This window comes from Neisseria sp. HMSC067G12, from assembly GCF_001812725.1.
GTDB classification, from domain to species: Bacteria; Pseudomonadota; Gammaproteobacteria; order Burkholderiales; family Neisseriaceae; genus Neisseria; species Neisseria perflava.
The window spans coordinates 38,733-54,929 of the sequence record NZ_KV810182.1 but is presented as its reverse complement, the minus strand read 5'-3'; the positions used below and the strand labels follow the sequence as shown (position 1 = coordinate 54,929).

Annotated in this window: 13 protein-coding genes; 4 read left to right on the top strand and 9 right to left on the bottom strand. The window is 48.9% G+C overall.

What is annotated here, in order from left to right:
• Positions 1-189 precede the first annotated feature (189 nt).
• The 3 genes from HMPREF2871_RS00355 to HMPREF2871_RS00345 all read left to right on the top strand — a co-directional run bounded on the left by HMPREF2871_RS00355 (position 190) and on the right by HMPREF2871_RS00345 (position 4,156).
• Positions 190-2,412 carry a TonB-dependent receptor gene (locus HMPREF2871_RS00355; RefSeq protein WP_070629722.1) on the top strand — a complete coding sequence of 741 codons (2,223 nt, stop codon included), beginning with the start codon at positions 190-192 and terminating at the stop codon, positions 2,410-2,412.
• A gap of 200 nt (positions 2,413-2,612) precedes the next feature.
• Entirely contained in the window at positions 2,613-3,176 is a 564-nt protein-coding gene (locus HMPREF2871_RS00350) for a peptidylprolyl isomerase (RefSeq protein WP_070629721.1), read from the top strand.
• Positions 3,177-3,298: 122 nt separating this feature from the next.
• On the top strand, positions 3,299-4,156 hold the full coding sequence (locus HMPREF2871_RS00345) for a CAF17-like 4Fe-4S cluster assembly/insertion protein YgfZ (RefSeq protein ID WP_070629719.1): 858 nt from the start codon (positions 3,299-3,301) through the stop codon (positions 4,154-4,156).
• A 338-nt stretch (positions 4,157-4,494) separates the two neighbouring features.
• Here the strand turns inward: HMPREF2871_RS00345 and HMPREF2871_RS00340 are convergent, their stop codons facing one another.
• A complete protein-coding gene (locus HMPREF2871_RS00340) occupies positions 4,495-6,159 on the bottom strand; it encodes a DUF262 domain-containing protein (protein WP_234395978.1) in 1,665 nt (554 codons plus the stop codon).
• A 20-nt stretch (positions 6,160-6,179) separates the two neighbouring features.
• Positions 6,180-9,074, bottom strand: coding sequence for an alanine--tRNA ligase (gene alaS / locus HMPREF2871_RS00335; RefSeq protein ID WP_049344225.1), 2,895 nt, complete (start codon positions 9,072-9,074; stop codon positions 6,180-6,182).
• Between the two features lie 250 nt (positions 9,075-9,324).
• On the opposite strand from alaS, the gene HMPREF2871_RS00330 reads away from it, so the two are divergent.
• Positions 9,325-10,455 (top strand): polyamine ABC transporter substrate-binding protein, encoded by a 1,131-nt coding sequence (locus HMPREF2871_RS00330; protein ID WP_003685623.1) that lies wholly within the window; start codon positions 9,325-9,327, stop codon positions 10,453-10,455.
• A 166-nt stretch (positions 10,456-10,621) separates the two neighbouring features.
• On the opposite strand, the gene ubiE is transcribed toward HMPREF2871_RS00330, so the two are convergent.
• The 7 genes from ubiE to ilvD form a co-directional block, all read right to left on the bottom strand.
• On the bottom strand, positions 10,622-11,359 hold the full coding sequence (gene ubiE, locus HMPREF2871_RS00325; RefSeq protein WP_004519946.1) for a bifunctional demethylmenaquinone methyltransferase/2-methoxy-6-polyprenyl-1,4-benzoquinol methylase UbiE: 738 nt from the start codon (positions 11,357-11,359) through the stop codon (positions 10,622-10,624).
• A 29-nt stretch (positions 11,360-11,388) separates the two neighbouring features.
• Positions 11,389-11,754 (bottom strand): MBL fold metallo-hydrolase, encoded by a 366-nt coding sequence (locus HMPREF2871_RS00320; protein WP_224783360.1) that lies wholly within the window; start codon positions 11,752-11,754, stop codon positions 11,389-11,391.
• Positions 11,755-11,772: 18 nt separating this feature from the next.
• Positions 11,773-12,204: a gamma-butyrobetaine hydroxylase family protein gene (locus HMPREF2871_RS00315; protein WP_049344227.1), complete on the bottom strand. Its 432-nt coding sequence runs from the start codon at positions 12,202-12,204 to the stop codon at positions 11,773-11,775.
• 1 nt (position 12,205) lies between these two features.
• Positions 12,206-12,439, bottom strand: a complete 234-nt coding sequence (locus tag HMPREF2871_RS00310; protein ID WP_003679719.1) for a hypothetical protein — start codon at positions 12,437-12,439, stop codon at positions 12,206-12,208.
• A 76-nt stretch (positions 12,440-12,515) separates the two neighbouring features.
• Positions 12,516-13,805, bottom strand: coding sequence for a CAP domain-containing protein (locus tag HMPREF2871_RS00305; protein ID WP_004519942.1), 1,290 nt, complete (start codon positions 13,803-13,805; stop codon positions 12,516-12,518).
• Positions 13,806-13,873: 68 nt separating this feature from the next.
• The gene (locus tag HMPREF2871_RS12020) at positions 13,874-14,005 is read right to left on the bottom strand and encodes a hypothetical protein (RefSeq protein WP_256388404.1); all 132 of its coding nucleotides are present in this window, start codon (positions 14,003-14,005) and stop codon (positions 13,874-13,876) included.
• Positions 14,006-14,074: 69 nt separating this feature from the next.
• On the bottom strand, positions 14,075-15,934 hold the full coding sequence (ilvD, locus tag HMPREF2871_RS00300) for a dihydroxy-acid dehydratase (RefSeq protein WP_039862189.1): 1,860 nt from the start codon (positions 15,932-15,934) through the stop codon (positions 14,075-14,077).
• Between the last annotated feature and the right edge of the window lie 263 nt (positions 15,935-16,197).

Here is a 16,197-nt window from a genome sequence, read left to right as displayed (position 1 = left end):
CAAATTTATTTGACTATGGTAACTGTAATAATAGTTTTCTGAACTGTTGTATTTTTTGTATGTACAAACGGTTCTTATTTGTTTTTGTGGAAGGCGGAAATCTTATCAAATATAATCGCAAAACCAAATTACTTTGTAATTTTTTACTCGATATAAGAATTATTAATATTTCAAACCAGAAGGTATTTTATGAACAGCAAATTAGCCCTGATGCCGCTTGTGGTTGCAAGCGCATTCGCCTACGCCGCCGATGAAGCCACTTCTGCTCCCGAAGCATATGCAGAAGTGCAGGAAGTCAAAGTCCACGCCGACGCTAAACGCGTGAAGGCCGCACGCTCGTATTCTATTGCCAGTGACGGCGATATGCGCGACCGTGTGAATTTGGGTGTGTTAGGTAAAGCCAATGCCTTTACCGCTCCGATTACTGTGGTAAATTACGACGAAAAAGCCCTCAACAATACCGAAGCGCGTACTTTGGTAGATGCCGTAGCGAAAAAAGACGCTTCGACTTGGCAGTTCGGCGGTGAAAGCAACACCTTGACCGGCCTGTATTTCCGCGGTTATCAGCTTGATGCGCGCCAATTCAGCGTCAACGGTTTGGCCGGTATGTACGGCACACAAGGCACGGCCAGCGTGCAAGTCGGTTCCGCACAGCTGATTAAAGGCGCGTCCACCGCCGTAAACGGTATGGATCCTGAAGGTGCGGTATCCGGTTCCGTCAACATCGAAACCAAAAAAGCCGCCGACGAAGGTAACCGCAAAATCGGTTTGGGCTGGTTCAGCAACAACCGCGCCCAAGGCACATTCGACTTGGGTCAACGCTTCGGCGAAAACAAAGAATTCGGTGTGCGCGCCAATGGCAAACTGCGCCACGGCGATACCCCGCGCCACGGTTACAGCGAAGACAACAAAGAATTTGCATTGAATGCCGATTATCGCGGCGAAAAAGTGCGCGTAGCGCTCGACTCTATCTACGCGAAACGCAAAACCAACGGCGGCCGCGCGCGTATGCAGGATATTCAAAACGCCAACGGCCGATTGTTTGATGCACCTGAAGGCAAAGTGAATCTCGCTCCGAGCTGGCAGGCTCAAAACACGCGCGGTCAAACGAATATGCTGACCTTCGAATGGGATGCGTTTGAAAATGCCCAAATTACAGGCGGCATCGGCTACAACAATGCACGTTATTACGGTAATTTCGCCTCTCCTACAGTTACAAGCAGCGGTTTGACCTACAATTCAGGTCGCGCGCGTTTGACTGACCAGCGTTTCAAAACACTCAGTATGAATCTGACTGCGCGTGGAGAATTTGAAACCGGTCCGGTAAGCCACAACTGGAGTACCGCATTTGACCGCATCGACCGCAAACGCACTACTTATCAAGGCGCACGTCAAACAAGAAGCAGCGTTATCGATCCGAGCATCGACATTCCTACTCAATTGGCAAAATTGGATTCCAACTTAGGCAGCGCATGGAATACAACACCTTCATTGGATACCGTGATCAAAGTAAACAGTTTGGCGGTATCTGACACGCTTGGTTTTGCCGACAATAAATACCGCCTCACTTTGGGCGGACGTTTCCAAGCCGTCGAGCAGAAAAATAAATTAAACGGTCGCAAAGCGGATGCGAGCCGTTTCAGCCCGATGTTGATGGCGGCATGGGTTCCGCAGCCTGACTTGGTGGTTTACGGCAACTATATGGAAGATTTGGAGCCGTCCGACATCCGTACCGATGATGACGGTCATGTAACGATGGCAGATCCGCGCGTCAGCCGTCAGTTTGAAGTCGGCGTACGCAAAAACTGGGGCGATTTCGTAACGACGCTGAACGCATTCCAAATCAAACGTCCGGGTTACTGGCGCGGTAACACGACTTCAGGTACTGACTTCGCAATGCGCAAAAATGCAGGCTTAGCTTATAGCGGTTCCGAGCAAGGCATGGAACGCAGTCGCGGTATCGAGTTCAATACCTATGCCAACTTGTTGGATAAAACCCTGCGTCCAAGCTTTGGTTTGATGTATCTGCAATCAACCGTAAAAGATTATCCGAATTTCGCCGACAATCTTGTTAACGGCGTACAAGTCGCCAACCCGCGCGTGATTGCCAAAGCGGGCGTGGAATGGGATACCCCGTTTGCTAAAGGCTTGACCTTGAACGGCAACGTTTCGTACTTCGGCAAGTCTTACCAAGACACGCAAAAAAAATACGCCTTCCCGTCCTATACCTTGGTTGACGTAGGCGCGCGCTACAAAACCAAGCTCGGTAAAAACACCCTGACCGTCAGCAGCTCGGTAGAAAACCTGTTCAACAAAAACTACTGGCAGGTACAGCGCGGCCAATACGACCGCAGCTTCGCCGTTGTCGGTATGCCGCGTACTTACTGGCTGAAAGCGGAATTGGATTTCTAATCTGATTTCGGTTTGACCGTAATAGCAGGCCGTCTGAAAGGGAATGATAAAAAGCAAAAATTTGTTTTTTTATCCCTTTTCAGACGGCCTGATTTGATTGCCTTATGTTTTTTGCTTGAAAAATCTTACATGTTTTTTATGGATTTCACGCGAAACAAGGTTAATATTCCATTTTCACAATACATTATTCGAGAAGACATATGAAAAAATCCATCAAACTGACCCTGTGCGCCCTCGCACTGTCACTTTCCGTGCAAGCGCAAGCGGTTACCCATGCCGTGATTGAAACCAATATGGGCAACATCCAACTGGAGTTGGATGAAGTCAAAGCGCCGAAAACCGTGGCAAACTTTGTCAATTATGCCAAAAAAGGTTTTTACGACAACACGATTTTCCACCGCGTTATCGACAATTTTATGATTCAAGGCGGCGGATTTACCGAGAAAATGGTTCAAAAGTCCACCGATAAAGCCATCAACAACGAAGCAGACAACGGCCTGAAAAATAATGTCGGCACCATCGCCATGGCGCGCACCGGCGATCCGAATTCCGCAACCAGCCAGTTCTTTATCAATACGGCCGACAACGACTTTTTGAATTTCAAAAGCAAAACCCCTCAAGGCTACGGCTATGCCGTTTTCGGTAAAGTCACTTCCGGCATGGACGTGGTCCGTAAAATTAGCAAAGTGAAAACTGCGACACGCGGCTATCATCAAGACGTTCCAACCGAAGCCGTGATTATCCGCAAAGTCAGCATCAAATAATTTTGATTGCTTGAGTCCAAACAACAGGCCGTCTGAAACATTCAGACGGCCTGAATTTATTTATTTGATAATAAGCGGCAATTTGGGCGATAATTCAGCATCCACAATTTAAGGAGTCGATTATGCAAACCCGCCTGCCTTTTTTCGGCGTTGTCCGTGTCAGCGGAGAAGACAGAGCTTCATTTCTTCATGGTCAATTATCCAACGATATTAATAATTTAGCTATCGGTCAGGCATGTTACGCCACATACAATACGCCTAAAGGCCGTGTGTTGGCGAATATGTTGGTCGTCAATCGCGGAGAAGATTTACTGTTGGTCATGGCGCAAGATTTGACCGAAGCCATCGTCAAACGCCTGAGAATGTTTGTCTTGCGTGCAAAAGTCGTCTTCGAGCTGATGCCTGATTTAGCAGTAAGCGGCGAGTTGGCAGACAATGCAGAACCTCATCCTGCTACCGAACCGCAACTGTCTTTTCCGGCCCAAATTCAAGAAAACACCGTAGAAATTACCTTGCCGCACACAGGCCGTCTGAAAATTTCAGCAGCCGAAAACGCAGCAGAATATCAAGCAGAAGCCGAAAACGCATGGAACCTGCACGAAATACGCAGCGGCTATCCGTGGATTTGCGCCGCAACCAAAGAAGCGGCCGTTGCCCAAATGCTCAACCAACACATCATCGGCGCAGTCCATTTCCGTAAAGGCTGCTACCCCGGCCAAGAAATCATCGCCCGCGCCCAATACCGAGGCCAAGTCAAACGCGGTCTGGCCGTATTAAGCGGCGATTCTTTAGAAGCCGCCGGTATTGCCATCAAAGTCGGCGAGGAAGAAGCAGGCGTCATCCTCAACACAGCACTGACTGAACAAGGCAGCCTCAGCCTTGCCGTTATCAAATTTTCCGCAGCAGAAGCAACATTGACCGATGCAGATGGTAATGCTTTGAAACAGGAAGAACTGTTTTTTACGGTAGAGAAAGATTGATTGTCAGATGATTGAATAAAAAGCTTAAATATTAGCTTGAAATGAAAACAGAAAGGCCGTCTGAAATTCAGACGGCCTTTGATATTGAGTTTTGTTGGTACATGACCCAAGCTGCGTTTGCTGCTGACTGGATTACGGCATGGTTTGGAATCATTCGGTAGCAACAAAAACCGCGTGCGTGCGTACTGCACACATCCTACACCTCAATCTTAAGGTTTGCGTCACCCGCAGGTAGGGTGTGGGGCGTAGCCACGCACGCGGTTGACAGGGGTGCGGGCTACGGCTTGCTGAAAATGGGAAATGGCGTTTTCAGGTTGCCTAATAACAGAATAAATATATTACTTATCCAACAACCTTTTTTTAATTTCTTTACTCACCAATTTGGCTCGCTCCTCAAAAAAGGTATCATAATCATCATCCCAGATACCAAATTTTTCTAAATCAGGAATTAAATGGGTCTTCATTGTTTGATCTAATTCATCATTTTCTTGTTGGAATTTTTTCATGTATTTAGACGGTTTTTGTGCTCCGATTTCTCTTTTATTCAAGAAGTCATCCACAATAGTAATATTAAGAATATGATTGATATAGAACTCTTCTTCTCCTTGTTTATTCAGATATGATTTAGGGAAAAAGTGGTGGTAATTTTTGCTATTTGCCTGTTTTAACCAGTCATTTCCAATATTAATATTGGCATTATTGCTAAATGATTTTGGTTGCTGGTAGGCATAAATACATAAGATTGCTTTAATATAGCTTTTCCCAGCACTAAACCATCCATTTTTTTCAATGGCTTCTACTGAGCTATCAACATCCCAATCATAATTAGGTTTCTCATTTTTAATAATTTTATTAATTCTTTTTATATCTTGTGCTAGCTTACTTTCAACCGCTGAGGAATACCGCTCTGCCAACGCACATCGCCAGAAAAAATCTTGTAGATATTTGGCTTGCTCTTTTGATGGTTTGGCATTCGGTTCTTTATAGAAAAAGTAAGAAAATGGAACAAGTAATGCGTTATAGGGTAATAATTGAGATACTGGAATGCGATAACTACTACGGAAGTAATCCACGGCATTTTTCACAGCTTCGACTAAATCATTCCACGTATCGATAAATTTTTGGCGAGGAATTTTTAAAATATCATGTCTTTTGCATTCATCTTGTAAAATTAACGACATAATTTGTAGGATAGAAGCATCAGATATGGTTTCGTATCCAACTTCACTTAATTCTTCTAGCAATTTTTCAAATTTTTCAGACAAGTCAAAATTTTGTTTTTCATCAAAAGTTTTTGCAACCATAATTTCAAATAGCGTAAGAGATTTTCCTCCTGTGTTAATCCGAGTGAAAACCTCAGTTGCAATTTCTATTGGCGCTTCTTTAAATTGGACAATAGAAAACTCATAAGTCTTGATACTATTTCTGTATTTATCTATTTTGCCAACATGGCTAGCATATTCTGAAACCAATTTTACTAAATCAGCATTAAGTAAATCTAGAATACTAATGTAATTGGTAGCATCTAATTTTGATACATCAGTAATAACAATATCTTGATTGTAATCGGCTGTTAGGTCAATATAAATTTTTGAAAAGTCATCTTCTGTGTTATCACGTTTAATAATTGCACCACGCAAACAAGCTAATAAACTAGTCAAACGTTGTTGCCCATCTAAAACATAATCAACGTATTCCCCATCTTCGCTATTGGGTAATGTGATATTGCCCAAGTTACGCACGGAACGCAGCTGTTCTTTCGTGCGCCAGAAAATAAATGTTCCTATGGGATACCCTTTGATAATACTATCCATCAGTTTGGCAGAATCAGAAACTGACCAAACAAAATTTCTTTGAAATTGTGGAATTTTAATTTGCCCTTTTTCAATTTCTTGTAAAAGTGATGGATAAGATTGACTTGAAGGTTTAGGTAGATACATTTTTGTCTCCATGAATATAAAAATAAAATTTTTAAAAAGGCAGCCTGAAAACCAATTTCCCATTTTCAGGCTGCCTTTCTACATCAAGCCAGCTTCGCACCAACCCAATCTTTCACGCTATTCAGCACTTCGGGCAGTTTCGCGACATCCGTGCCGCCGGCTTGCGCCAAGTCAGGACGGCCGCCGCCTTTGCCGCCGACTTGTTCGGCTGCAAATTTAACCAGATCGCCTGCTTTGACTTTAGCAGTCAACGGTTTGGATACGCCGGCGCATAGGGAGACTTTGCCGTCGTTGACTGCGGCGAGCAATACGATGGCTTGTTCTGATTTGCCGGTCAAGTCGGTCACGATTTCGCGCAGGGCGGCGGCATCGGCTTCGATTTGTGCGGCAACGAGTTTGGCTGAACCCAAGTCTTTTGCATCGTCCAAGAGTTTGGCGCCTGCATGGACGGCGAGTTCGGCTTTGGCGCGTGCCAATTCTTTTTCCAATGCTTTGGCGTGTGTTGCGCCTGCTTGGATTTTCGCCAGTACGTCTTTTTCGGTTTGGGCTTTGGTTTCGGCAATAATGTCTTTCACCAAACGCTCGAGTTCTTGCGCCCATTTGAGTGCGTTCAGGCCGGTGATGGCTTCGATACGGCGTACGCCTGCGGCAATACCGCCTTCGCTGATAATTTTGAAGAGGCCGATGTCGCCGGTGCGTGAAACGTGTGTACCGCCGCACAATTCGGTAGAGAAACCGCCCATTTGCAGTACGCGTACTTCGTCGCCGTATTTTTCGCCGAAGAGCATCATCGCGCCGGTTTTTTGGGCATCTTCCATGCTCATAATGGCTGCGTTGACGGCAACGTTGGCCAAAATGGCTTCGTTGACTCGGCGTTCTACTTCGGCGATTTCTTCGGCAGTGACCGCTTGAGGATGGGAAATGTCGAAACGGGTGGATTCGGCGGTAACCAAAGAGCCTTTTTGTTCAACGTGTTCGCCCAATACGTCGCGCAGGGCTTTGTGCATCAAGTGGGTCGCGCTGTGGTTGCGCATATTGGCATTGCGGATTTCGTCATCCACTTTGGCGGTAACGCTGTCGCCGACTTTCAGACGGCCTGAAGTCTGTACGCCGAATTGGCCGAATACGGCCGCTTTGATTTTTTGGGTATCGCGTACTTCAAAGCGGTTTTCGCCTGCGAAGATATAGCCGACGTCGCCGACTTGGCCGCCGGATTCTGCATAGAACGGGGTAAAGTCGATAACGACGGCACCTTCGTCGCCTTCGTTCAATTCGTTGACTTGCTCGCCGTTTTTGTAGAGGGCGAGGACTTTGGATTCGGTTTGGCGTTCGCTATAACCTTTAAACTCGGTGTCCTGACCTTCGTAAGGCAGTTGAGCGTTGGCTTTGAAGCTTTGTGCGGCGCGTGCGCGTGTGCGTTGGGCTTCCATCTCACGCTCGAAGCCTGCTTCGTCCAGTTCGATGCCCAGTTCGCGCGCCATGTCGGCGGTTAGGTCGTAGGGGAAACCGTAGGTGTCGTAGAGTTTGAAGATGTGTTCGCCGCCGATAACGAGTTTGCTGTTGGCGATGTTGTCCATCAAGTAGGTATTCAAGGCTTCGGCAAACGGTTTTTTCGCGTCGGGAATATGGGCGGTTTCCAAAGCAGCCTGCAAATCGATATACATGCCTTCGTTCAGGCTGCCTGAAACTCGAGGACGGATAACGATTTGCTTTTTGCTCGGAGCAACACGGGAAGCGGCGGTAAATTCCACACCATCTGCGGTTTTCAATGTCAGAGGTTTGCCTACACCGTCTTGCGGCAACAAGCTTTCCAGTTTCAGGAATTTCATGCCGTTGAGCACTTGGTTGAACAAGCCCATGCCTTTTTCCAGCGTTTCGCCGAAGCGGCTTTCTTCCGCGCGCAAGGCTTCCATAATCTGTGTCTGTTTCTCTTTCAACTCAGGATACGCGGCGCCCATTTCTTTCACCAAATCGGGCACGAGTTTGTAGAAAAACGCCTGTTTCTGGCCTAGTTTGTAACCGTGGCGCACGGCGCGGCGGATGATGCGGCGCAATACGTAGCCGCGGCCTTCGTTGGAAGGCAAGACACCGTCTGCAATCAGGAAGGAGCAGGATCGGATGTGGTCGGCGATGACTTTCAGGCTGGGTTCTTCCATGCTGAAAGCTGCGCCGGTTTCGCGGGCAACGGCTTTGAGCAGGTCTTGGAACAAGTCGATTTCGTAGTTGCTGTGAACATGCTGCATGACGGCGGCCATGCGCTCCAAGCCCATGCCGGTATCGACGGAAGGCTTAGGCAGTGGATTCATATTGCCTTGTTCGTCGCGGTTGAACTGCATAAATACGCAGTTCCAAATTTCAATCCAGCGGTCGCCGTCTTCTTCAGGGCTGCCCGGAATGCCGCCCCAGATTTCTTCGCCGTGGTCGTAGAAAATTTCGGAGCAAGGGCCGCAAGGGCCGGTGTCGCCCATTTGCCAGAAGTTGTCGGATGCGTATTTCGCACCTTTGTTGTCGCCGATGCGGACGATGCGTTCGGCAGGCATACCGATTTCGTTCAACCAGATGTTGTAGGCTTCGTCGTCTTCTGCGTAAACGGTCGCCAAGAGTTTGTCTTTAGGGATGTTCAACCATTCGGGGGAAGTCAGGAATTCCCAAGCGAAGTGGATCGCGTCGCGTTTGAAGTAGTCGCCGAAGGAGAAGTTACCCATCATTTCAAAGAAGGTGTGGTGGCGGGCGGTGTAGCCGACGTTTTCCAAGTCGTTGTGTTTGCCGCCTGCGCGTACGCATTTTTGCGCGGTAGTGGCGCGGTTGTAGGGGCGTTTGTCAAAGCCGAGGAATACGTCTTTAAATTGGTTCATGCCTGCGTTGGTAAACAGCAGGGTCGGGTCGTCGTGTGGCACGAGCGAGGAGGAGCGGACGATGGTGTGGCCTTTAGATTCGAAAAATTTTAGGAATTTTTGGCGTAGTTCGGTGGTTTTCATAATGTCTCGATAAATTTTTTACAAGGATTTCAGACGGCCCGGACGGCGCGTTGCGATTAAAAACGAATGGGCGTTATCTTACCGCAAAACCATATTTCAAGCTATCGGCAGAAAGGTTTTAAGTTGGCTGCAACCTATCTTTCAGACGGCCTTAAGCGGGACGATATCTTTTAACAATGAAGCCTATCCGCTCGGGCTTGCCTGCTTTATAATGCCTCTCTATTTTCAACCGGATACGCAAGGAATGATAATGACCAAACATCTGCCCCTCATCGTACTGACTGCGCTGGCGCTGGCCGGCTGCGGCGGCTCGGACAAAACTTCTGCCGACAAGGCGGCTCAAACCGATAATCAAAAGGTATTGAGCATTTACAACTGGTCGGAATATGTCGATCCCGAGACGGTTGCCGCGTTTGAGAAAAAACACGGTATCGCAGTAACTTACGATGTATATGACAGCGATGAAACGCTGGAAAGCAAGGTATTGACCGGCAAGTCGGGTTACGACATCGTGGGTCCTTCCAATGCGTTTGTCGGTAGGCAGATTAAGGCAGGTGCGTATCAAAAAATCGACAAATCCCTTATTCCCAACTATAAAAACTTGAATCCACAACTGATGAAGCTGATGGAAGGTGTCGATCCGGGGCATGAATATGCCGTTCCGTTTTATTGGGGTACTAACACCTTCGCTATCAATACCGAGCGTGTGAAAAAGGCTTTGGGCACGGATCAGCTGCCGGACAATCAATGGGATTTGGTGTTTAACCCCGAATACACGTCCAAACTCAAGCAATGCGGCATCAGCTATTTGGACAGCGCGGCGGAAATTTATCCTATGGTGTTGAACTATATGGGTAAAAATCCAAACAGCAGCGAAACGGCTGATATTAAGGCGGCTACGGAAGTCTTGAAGAAAAACCGTCCGTACATCAAGCGGTTTACCTCGTCCGGTTTTATCGATGATTTGGCACGCGGCGATACTTGTGTAACGATTGGTTTTGGCGGTGATTTGAACATTGCCAAACGCCGTGCGGAAGAAGCAGGCGGCAAGGAAAAAATCCGTGTGATGATGCCGAAAGAAGGCGTGGGGATTTGGGTGGATTCGTTTGTGATTCCGAAAGATGCCAAACATGTGGCCAATGCCCATGCATATATCAATGATTTCTTAGATCCTGAAGTTGCGGCGAAAAACGGCAATTTTGTTACTTATGCGCCGTCCAGCAAACCGGCTCAAGAGCTGATGGATGAAGAGTTTAGAAACGACAATACGATTTTCCCGACTGATGAAGATTTGAAAAACAGCTTTATCATGGTACCTATCCAACCGGCGGCGTTGAAATTTATGGTCCGCCAATGGCAAAGCGTGAAAGCAGGGACATAAGCTGATTTAAACGTATTAAGGCCGTCTGAATGGTGTAACCGAAATCCTTAATTTCATTTTACGGCTGTTCAGACGGCCTTTGTTTTGTGTCAGATTGGCTTGGGTAAGGTTTAAAAACAAAGGGCGTGTCTATCAATCACGCCCTTTGTGTTTGTTTCAGACGGCCTTAGAATTTCACGCCTTTATGCAGGGCAACGATGCCTGCGCTCATGTTGTGGTAATCCACGCTGTCGAAGCCTGCATCCAGCATCATTTGCTTCAAGGTTTCTTGGTCGGGGTGCATACGGATGGACTCGGCGAGGTATTGGTAGCTGTCGGCATCTTTGGCAATCAGTTTGCCCATAATCGGCAACAGTTTGAAAGAGTAGAGGTCGTACACGCCTTCCAAAGGTTTGTACACTTTGGAGAATTCCAACACCAGCAGGGTGCCGCCCGGTTTCAATACGCGGTACATTTCTTTCAGCGCGGCATCTTTGTGCGTCATGTTGCGCAGGCCGAATGCGACGGAAACCAGATTGAAATAGTTGTCGGGAAACGGCAATTTTTCAGCGTCTGCCAACGATACGGGCAGAATCATGCCTTCGTTGAGCAGGCGGTCGCGGCCGACCGTCAGCATGGAGGAGTTGATGTCTGTCAGCCAAACTTCGCCTTCTTTGCCCACACGTTTCGCCCAGCCTCGGGACAAATCGCCAGTACCGCCGGCGATGTCCAATACTTTGTCGCCTTTTTTCAGGCGGGCGGTATTGATGGTGAAATGTTTCCAAACACGGTGCAGACCGCCGGACATTACGTCATTCATAATGTCGTAGTTTTTTGCCACGGAGTGGAAGACTTCGGCAACTTTGCCTGCTTTTTCGTCTTCGTCAACGGTAGAGAAGCCGAAATGGGTTTTGTGGTCGCTCATAGTGTCTGCCTTCTTAAAATAATACGGATTCAGATATTGAATACGTCGAAATCGCCAACCACTTTCGACGCGGGAAATATAGTTTGTGGCTGCCGCTCCAGCATCAGGCATTGCTCTTCTTCGGTATAACGTGCGCTGATGTGGGTCAGGTAAAGTTCTTTCACATTGGCTTGCAAGGCCAGCTTGGCGGCATCGGATGCGGTCGAATGGAATACTCGTTCCGCTGTTTCTTCATCGCCTGCCGCAAAGGTTGCTTCATGCACCAAAACATCTGCGTTTTGCGCGGCGCGCACTGCCTGCGGGCAGGCTTTGGTATCGCCGAAGATGGCCACTACCCATCCTTTTTTGGGCGGGGAGATGAACGCTTTGCCGTCAATGATTCTGCCGTCGTCCAATGTCGGCTTCGCCTTTTTTCAGACGGCCTTTCCGCCGCAACCGCCGCTACCGCAGGAATGTGTGCGTTTGGGTTTTAAATCTTCTGCACTTGGCGTTCTAGACGCGCCTGCTTTCTCGAGGCGGTCGAGATAGTCTTGCCAAAGCGCGTCTTGATTGTGCGCCAGTCGGTAGAGATAGTCCCAGTCGTAAAGGCCGCTGTCGTGGCCGTCTGAAAAAGTAATTTTCAAGGCGTATTGGCCGACGGGGTCTAAATCGGTAATGCTGACTTCGGCTTTGCCTGTTTGCAAAACATCTTGGCCGGCACCGTGTCCGCGCACTTCCGCGCTGGGCGAGTACACGCGCAGGTATTCGGCAGGAAGGCTCTTGGCACCGTCAACATAGACCAAAGTCAGTACGCGCCGCTCTTGCTGGAGGCGGATTTCTTGTGGGATTTTATCGGCTTGGGTCATGTCATGCTCCGTTCTTTTTACGCAAATAGGCAACGCGTACAGAAAAAATACCGCCAAGTACGGCAAATAGCACGATTGCGTAGAGTGAAAACCGTATTAGGCTCACTTGGGTGTCCGCCGTCAGCCCCAAAGGCAGCAACATCACGGCAACGAACAGTAAAAATGCGGCCAACATGGCGGCAATGCTGGCAAAGGCATAGCGGGTATTGGCTGCTGTTTGCGGATGTTTGGTCATATTGGATAGCTTGCCATAGGGGGGTGAGGCGGTATTTTATCAGCTTTTTGGTGCTTCATGCCGTCTGAAAACGGCTTTATTTCCATAAATAAAGTGTAATGGCGCGCCTGTCTTCGCCTTCGGGCATTAAGCGGATGCTGCTGCCTTTGCTTCCGTTGACACGGATAATAATACCGCCGGCCTGTCGTTCGATAATGTCGATTTGGGTGTCGCGGTTCATGCGGTAGTTGTAGCGTTCGCATTGCTTCAAGCACCAAAAATCCTGCCAATGGATAAAATATTTTTGTCCGGATTCGATGGCCAGCGTTTCACCGCCTTTGACGATGAAGTAAGGATAATCGGGTTTTTGCGTGCTGAATGTCCATTCGGCCGTTTTGTCTTTTCCGTTTTGACGGTATTCGAACACGGCTCGGTAGTCGGTGTCGTATTCCAATGGTTGTAAAGGAAACAGCGCAAATTGACGTTCGGTCAGGAGGCGGTTCGGGTCATTATCTTTATCTAAGATTTTGACGTCTCTGATTTCTTTTGTGTCCTGATACAGTTTGAACGAACGCATTTTGACCGGAGGCGATTGTTCTGAGAAGGCGATGCTGATCGGATTGCCGGTCATTTCATAATGCGGCATAGGGTCGGGACGTTCGCCGTGGAAAACCGGCGAAGCGAAGTTGCCTTGCGGATAGGTGATGTAAGGCTGGGTTTTGCGGTTGGAAATTTCATCCGCATAAACAATGGCATGACCATGACAGGCATCTTGATAAAACGAACGGCTGAGGTCGGATAGGGGGCGGTTTTTTTGGCAGAGGCTGTTGAATCTGCTGTCGCCTTGATTGATGCTTAACGCGATTTGTTTGCCTTGTGATTCAAACGACGCTCCGGCCTCGTCGATATTTTGATCGAGTAAGGAGAGACGGTGGTAAATCGCCGTCATTAGATTGTCCAGCTGATGTTGGGCAGGCAGATGGTCGTTGATTTTTTCGTTTGGCGGGTGCTGGCCGGTGCTGACGTTTTCGTGCACGCCTTTATAGGCATAACCGGCTTTGCGCGTGCGGTCTGATGGGCGTGGGCCTGTATAAAAGGGATTGCGTATATTTTTTTCGTCATGTCCGTCGTCAGGGTTTTGCAGCAGATAGCGGGCATGATTACGCGCGGCGCGTTCGAGTGTGGCTGAGTGCGCCAGTGCGGGCAGATTGGCTGAGGCGCGGAGGAAGTTTAAATACGCCAAGGCGTCAAAATCGGCAACGGCAGAACGATTTTGCGGCGGTTGGGCGTAGATGAGCTGGTCTTCGGAATAGCGATGGGTTTCGTAGTATTGGAATATACCGAGGGCGACGGCAAAACCACCCAGCCAGTAAAGAATGTGTTTCATTATATGTACTGCGTTCAGACGGCCTTGAGCTACGGCTCTTTTTCTTTGAAACTCATGCCGTTAAATGATTATTTTGATAGCGGCTTGACTTGGAATGCTTCAGGATGGGATTTGAAATATTCGACAGCGATAAATCCGCCGCCAATAATAATCAACAGGGCAATGGCCATGCCGATCATCGCTAAAATGAATTTGTCCATATTTGTCCGTTTGAATGAAGGCCGTCTGAAACACTTGAAAGCGTTCAGACGGCCTTAAAGTCAGGTTAATTAACGTTCGATTTGCGATACGTCGCGTACTGCGCCTTTGTCGGCGGAAGTCGCCATCGCGCCGTAGGCACGCAGGGCTGCGGAGACGTAGCGGTCGCGGTTTTCCGGTTTCCACGCTTTGCTGCCGCGTGCTTCCATTTCGGCACGGCGTGCGGCAAGCTCTTCATCGGAAATGACAAGGTGGATGCTGCGGTTTGGAATATCGATTTCGATGGTGTCGCCTTCGTGTACCAAACCGATTGCGCCGCCTTCTGCCGCTTCAGGCGAAGCGTGACCGATGGACAGGCCGGAAGTACCGCCGGAGAAGCGGCCGTCGGTCAGCAGGGCGCAGGCTTTGCCCAAACCTTTGGATTTCAGGTAAGAAGTCGGATACAGCATTTCTTGCATACCCGGGCCGCCTTTAGGGCCTTCGTAGCGGATAATGACGATATCGCCGGCCACGATTTGATTGCCCAAAATACCTTCTACTGCGTCTTCTTGGCTTTCAAACACGCGGGCGCGGCCGGTAAATTTGAGGATGCTCTCGTCCACGCCTGCGGTTTTCACCACGCAGCCGCGCTCGGCGATGTTGCCGAACAATACTGCCAAACCGCCGTCTTGCGAGTAGGCATGTTCAACATCGCGGATACAGCCTTTTTCGCGGTCGAGGTCGAGGGTTTTCCACATACGGTTTTGCGAGAACGCCTGAGTAGTGCGCACGCCGCCGGGAGCTGCTTTGAAACGCTCGATGGCATGGGTGTTTTCAGGGTTGGTCACGTCCCATTTTTCAATTGCGTCTTTCAGGGTCGGCGCGTGGATGGTGTACACGTCGGTGTGCAGTTTGCCTGCTTTGTCCAATTCTTTCAGGATGGCGAAAATGCCGCCGGCGCGATGCACGTCTTCCATGTAGTAGTCGTGGTTGTTTGGCGCGGTTTTACAGATGCAAGGTACAACGCGGCTCAGGCGGTCTATGTCGGCCATTTTGAAATCCACGCCCGCTTCGTTGGCAACGGCGAGCAAATGCAGGATGGTATTGGTAGAGCCGCCCATGGCGATGTCCATGGTCATGGCGTTTTCAAACGCTTTTTTAGTGGCAATACTGCGCGGCAATACGGTTTCGTCGTCTTGCTCGTAGTAGCGTTTGGTGATTTCGACAATCATGCGGCCGGCTTCGAGGAACAATTCTTTGCGGCCTGTGTGGGTCGCCAAGTATGAACCGTTACCCGGCAGGGAAAGGCCGAGTGCTTCGGTCAGGCAGTTCATGGAGTTGGCGGTAAACATGCCGGAGCAGGAGCCGCAAGTCGGGCAGGCGTTTTGCTCGACTTCTTCGACTTGTTTGTCGCTGATATTGTCGTCAGCCGATTCGATCATAGCGTCAATCAAGTCCAAACGGCGTTCTGGTTGAATATTGGCTACGCCGATAACTTTACCGGCTTCCATCGGGCCGCCGGAAACGAAGATGGTCGGAATGTTCAGGCGCATGGCGGCAATCAGCATGCCTGGGGTGATTTTGTCGCAGTTGGAAATGCAGACCAGAGCATCGGCGCAGTGGGCGTTGACCATGTATTCGATGGAGTCGGCAATCAGGTCGCGGCTGGGCAGGGAGTAGAGCATGCCGCTGTGGCCCATGGCGATGCCGTCGTCAATGGCGATGGTGTTGAATTCTTTGGCAATGCCGCCGGCTTTTTCGATTTCACGGGCAACCAGTTGGCCCATATTGTGCAGGTGCACATGGCCTGGGACGAATTGGGTGAAGGAGTTGGCAATGGCGATAATCGGTTTGCCGAAGTCGGTTTCCATGACGCCGGTCGCACGCCACAATGCGCGCGCGCCTGCCATATTGCGGCCGTGGGTAGAGGTTTTGGAGCGGTATTCAGGCATTTTTGTTCCTTTGTTTTATGCTGAGGCCGTCTGAAATAGGCTGGTTGGTTGGCGGCCCGTTGTAGAAATAACTGGCTATTTTATACCAATTACGAGCGATGAAGCACGCTATTTTGTAATAAAACTAAACTGTGTTTGCTTCACCTGAATTTGCTGTCCTCTCGTTCAGACGGCCTGAAGTTTTCTTAGGATGAAACGTTGTCTTTCTCATTTGCAAAAAATGTTGGCATCAAAAAGTGATATGATAGGGAACTTCTCACATT

Excerpts from the sequence above, each read along its gene's own strand:
- HMPREF2871_RS00355 (WP_070629722.1), top strand. The coding sequence starts at position 190 with ATGAACAGCAAATTAGCCCTGATGCCGCTTGTGGTTGCAAGCGCATTC.
- HMPREF2871_RS00350 (WP_070629721.1), top strand. The coding sequence starts at position 2,613 with ATGAAAAAATCCATCAAACTGACCCTGTGCGCCCTCGCACTGTCACTT.
- HMPREF2871_RS00345 (WP_070629719.1), top strand. The coding sequence starts at position 3,299 with ATGCAAACCCGCCTGCCTTTTTTCGGCGTTGTCCGTGTCAGCGGAGAA.
- HMPREF2871_RS00340 (WP_234395978.1), bottom strand. The coding sequence starts at position 6,159 with ATGGGAAATTGGTTTTCAGGCTGCCTTTTTAAAAATTTTATTTTTATA.
- alaS (WP_049344225.1), bottom strand. The coding sequence starts at position 9,074 with ATGAAAACCACCGAACTACGCCAAAAATTCCTAAAATTTTTCGAATCT.
- HMPREF2871_RS00330 (WP_003685623.1), top strand. The coding sequence starts at position 9,325 with ATGACCAAACATCTGCCCCTCATCGTACTGACTGCGCTGGCGCTGGCC.
- ubiE (WP_004519946.1), bottom strand. The coding sequence starts at position 11,359 with ATGAGCGACCACAAAACCCATTTCGGCTTCTCTACCGTTGACGAAGAC.
- HMPREF2871_RS00315 (WP_049344227.1), bottom strand. The coding sequence starts at position 12,204 with ATGACCCAAGCCGATAAAATCCCACAAGAAATCCGCCTCCAGCAAGAG.
- HMPREF2871_RS00310 (WP_003679719.1), bottom strand. The coding sequence starts at position 12,439 with ATGACCAAACATCCGCAAACAGCAGCCAATACCCGCTATGCCTTTGCC.
- HMPREF2871_RS00305 (WP_004519942.1), bottom strand. The coding sequence starts at position 13,805 with ATGAAACACATTCTTTACTGGCTGGGTGGTTTTGCCGTCGCCCTCGGT.
- HMPREF2871_RS12020 (WP_256388404.1), bottom strand. The coding sequence starts at position 14,005 with ATGGACAAATTCATTTTAGCGATGATCGGCATGGCCATTGCCCTGTTG.
- ilvD (WP_039862189.1), bottom strand. The coding sequence starts at position 15,934 with ATGCCTGAATACCGCTCCAAAACCTCTACCCACGGCCGCAATATGGCA.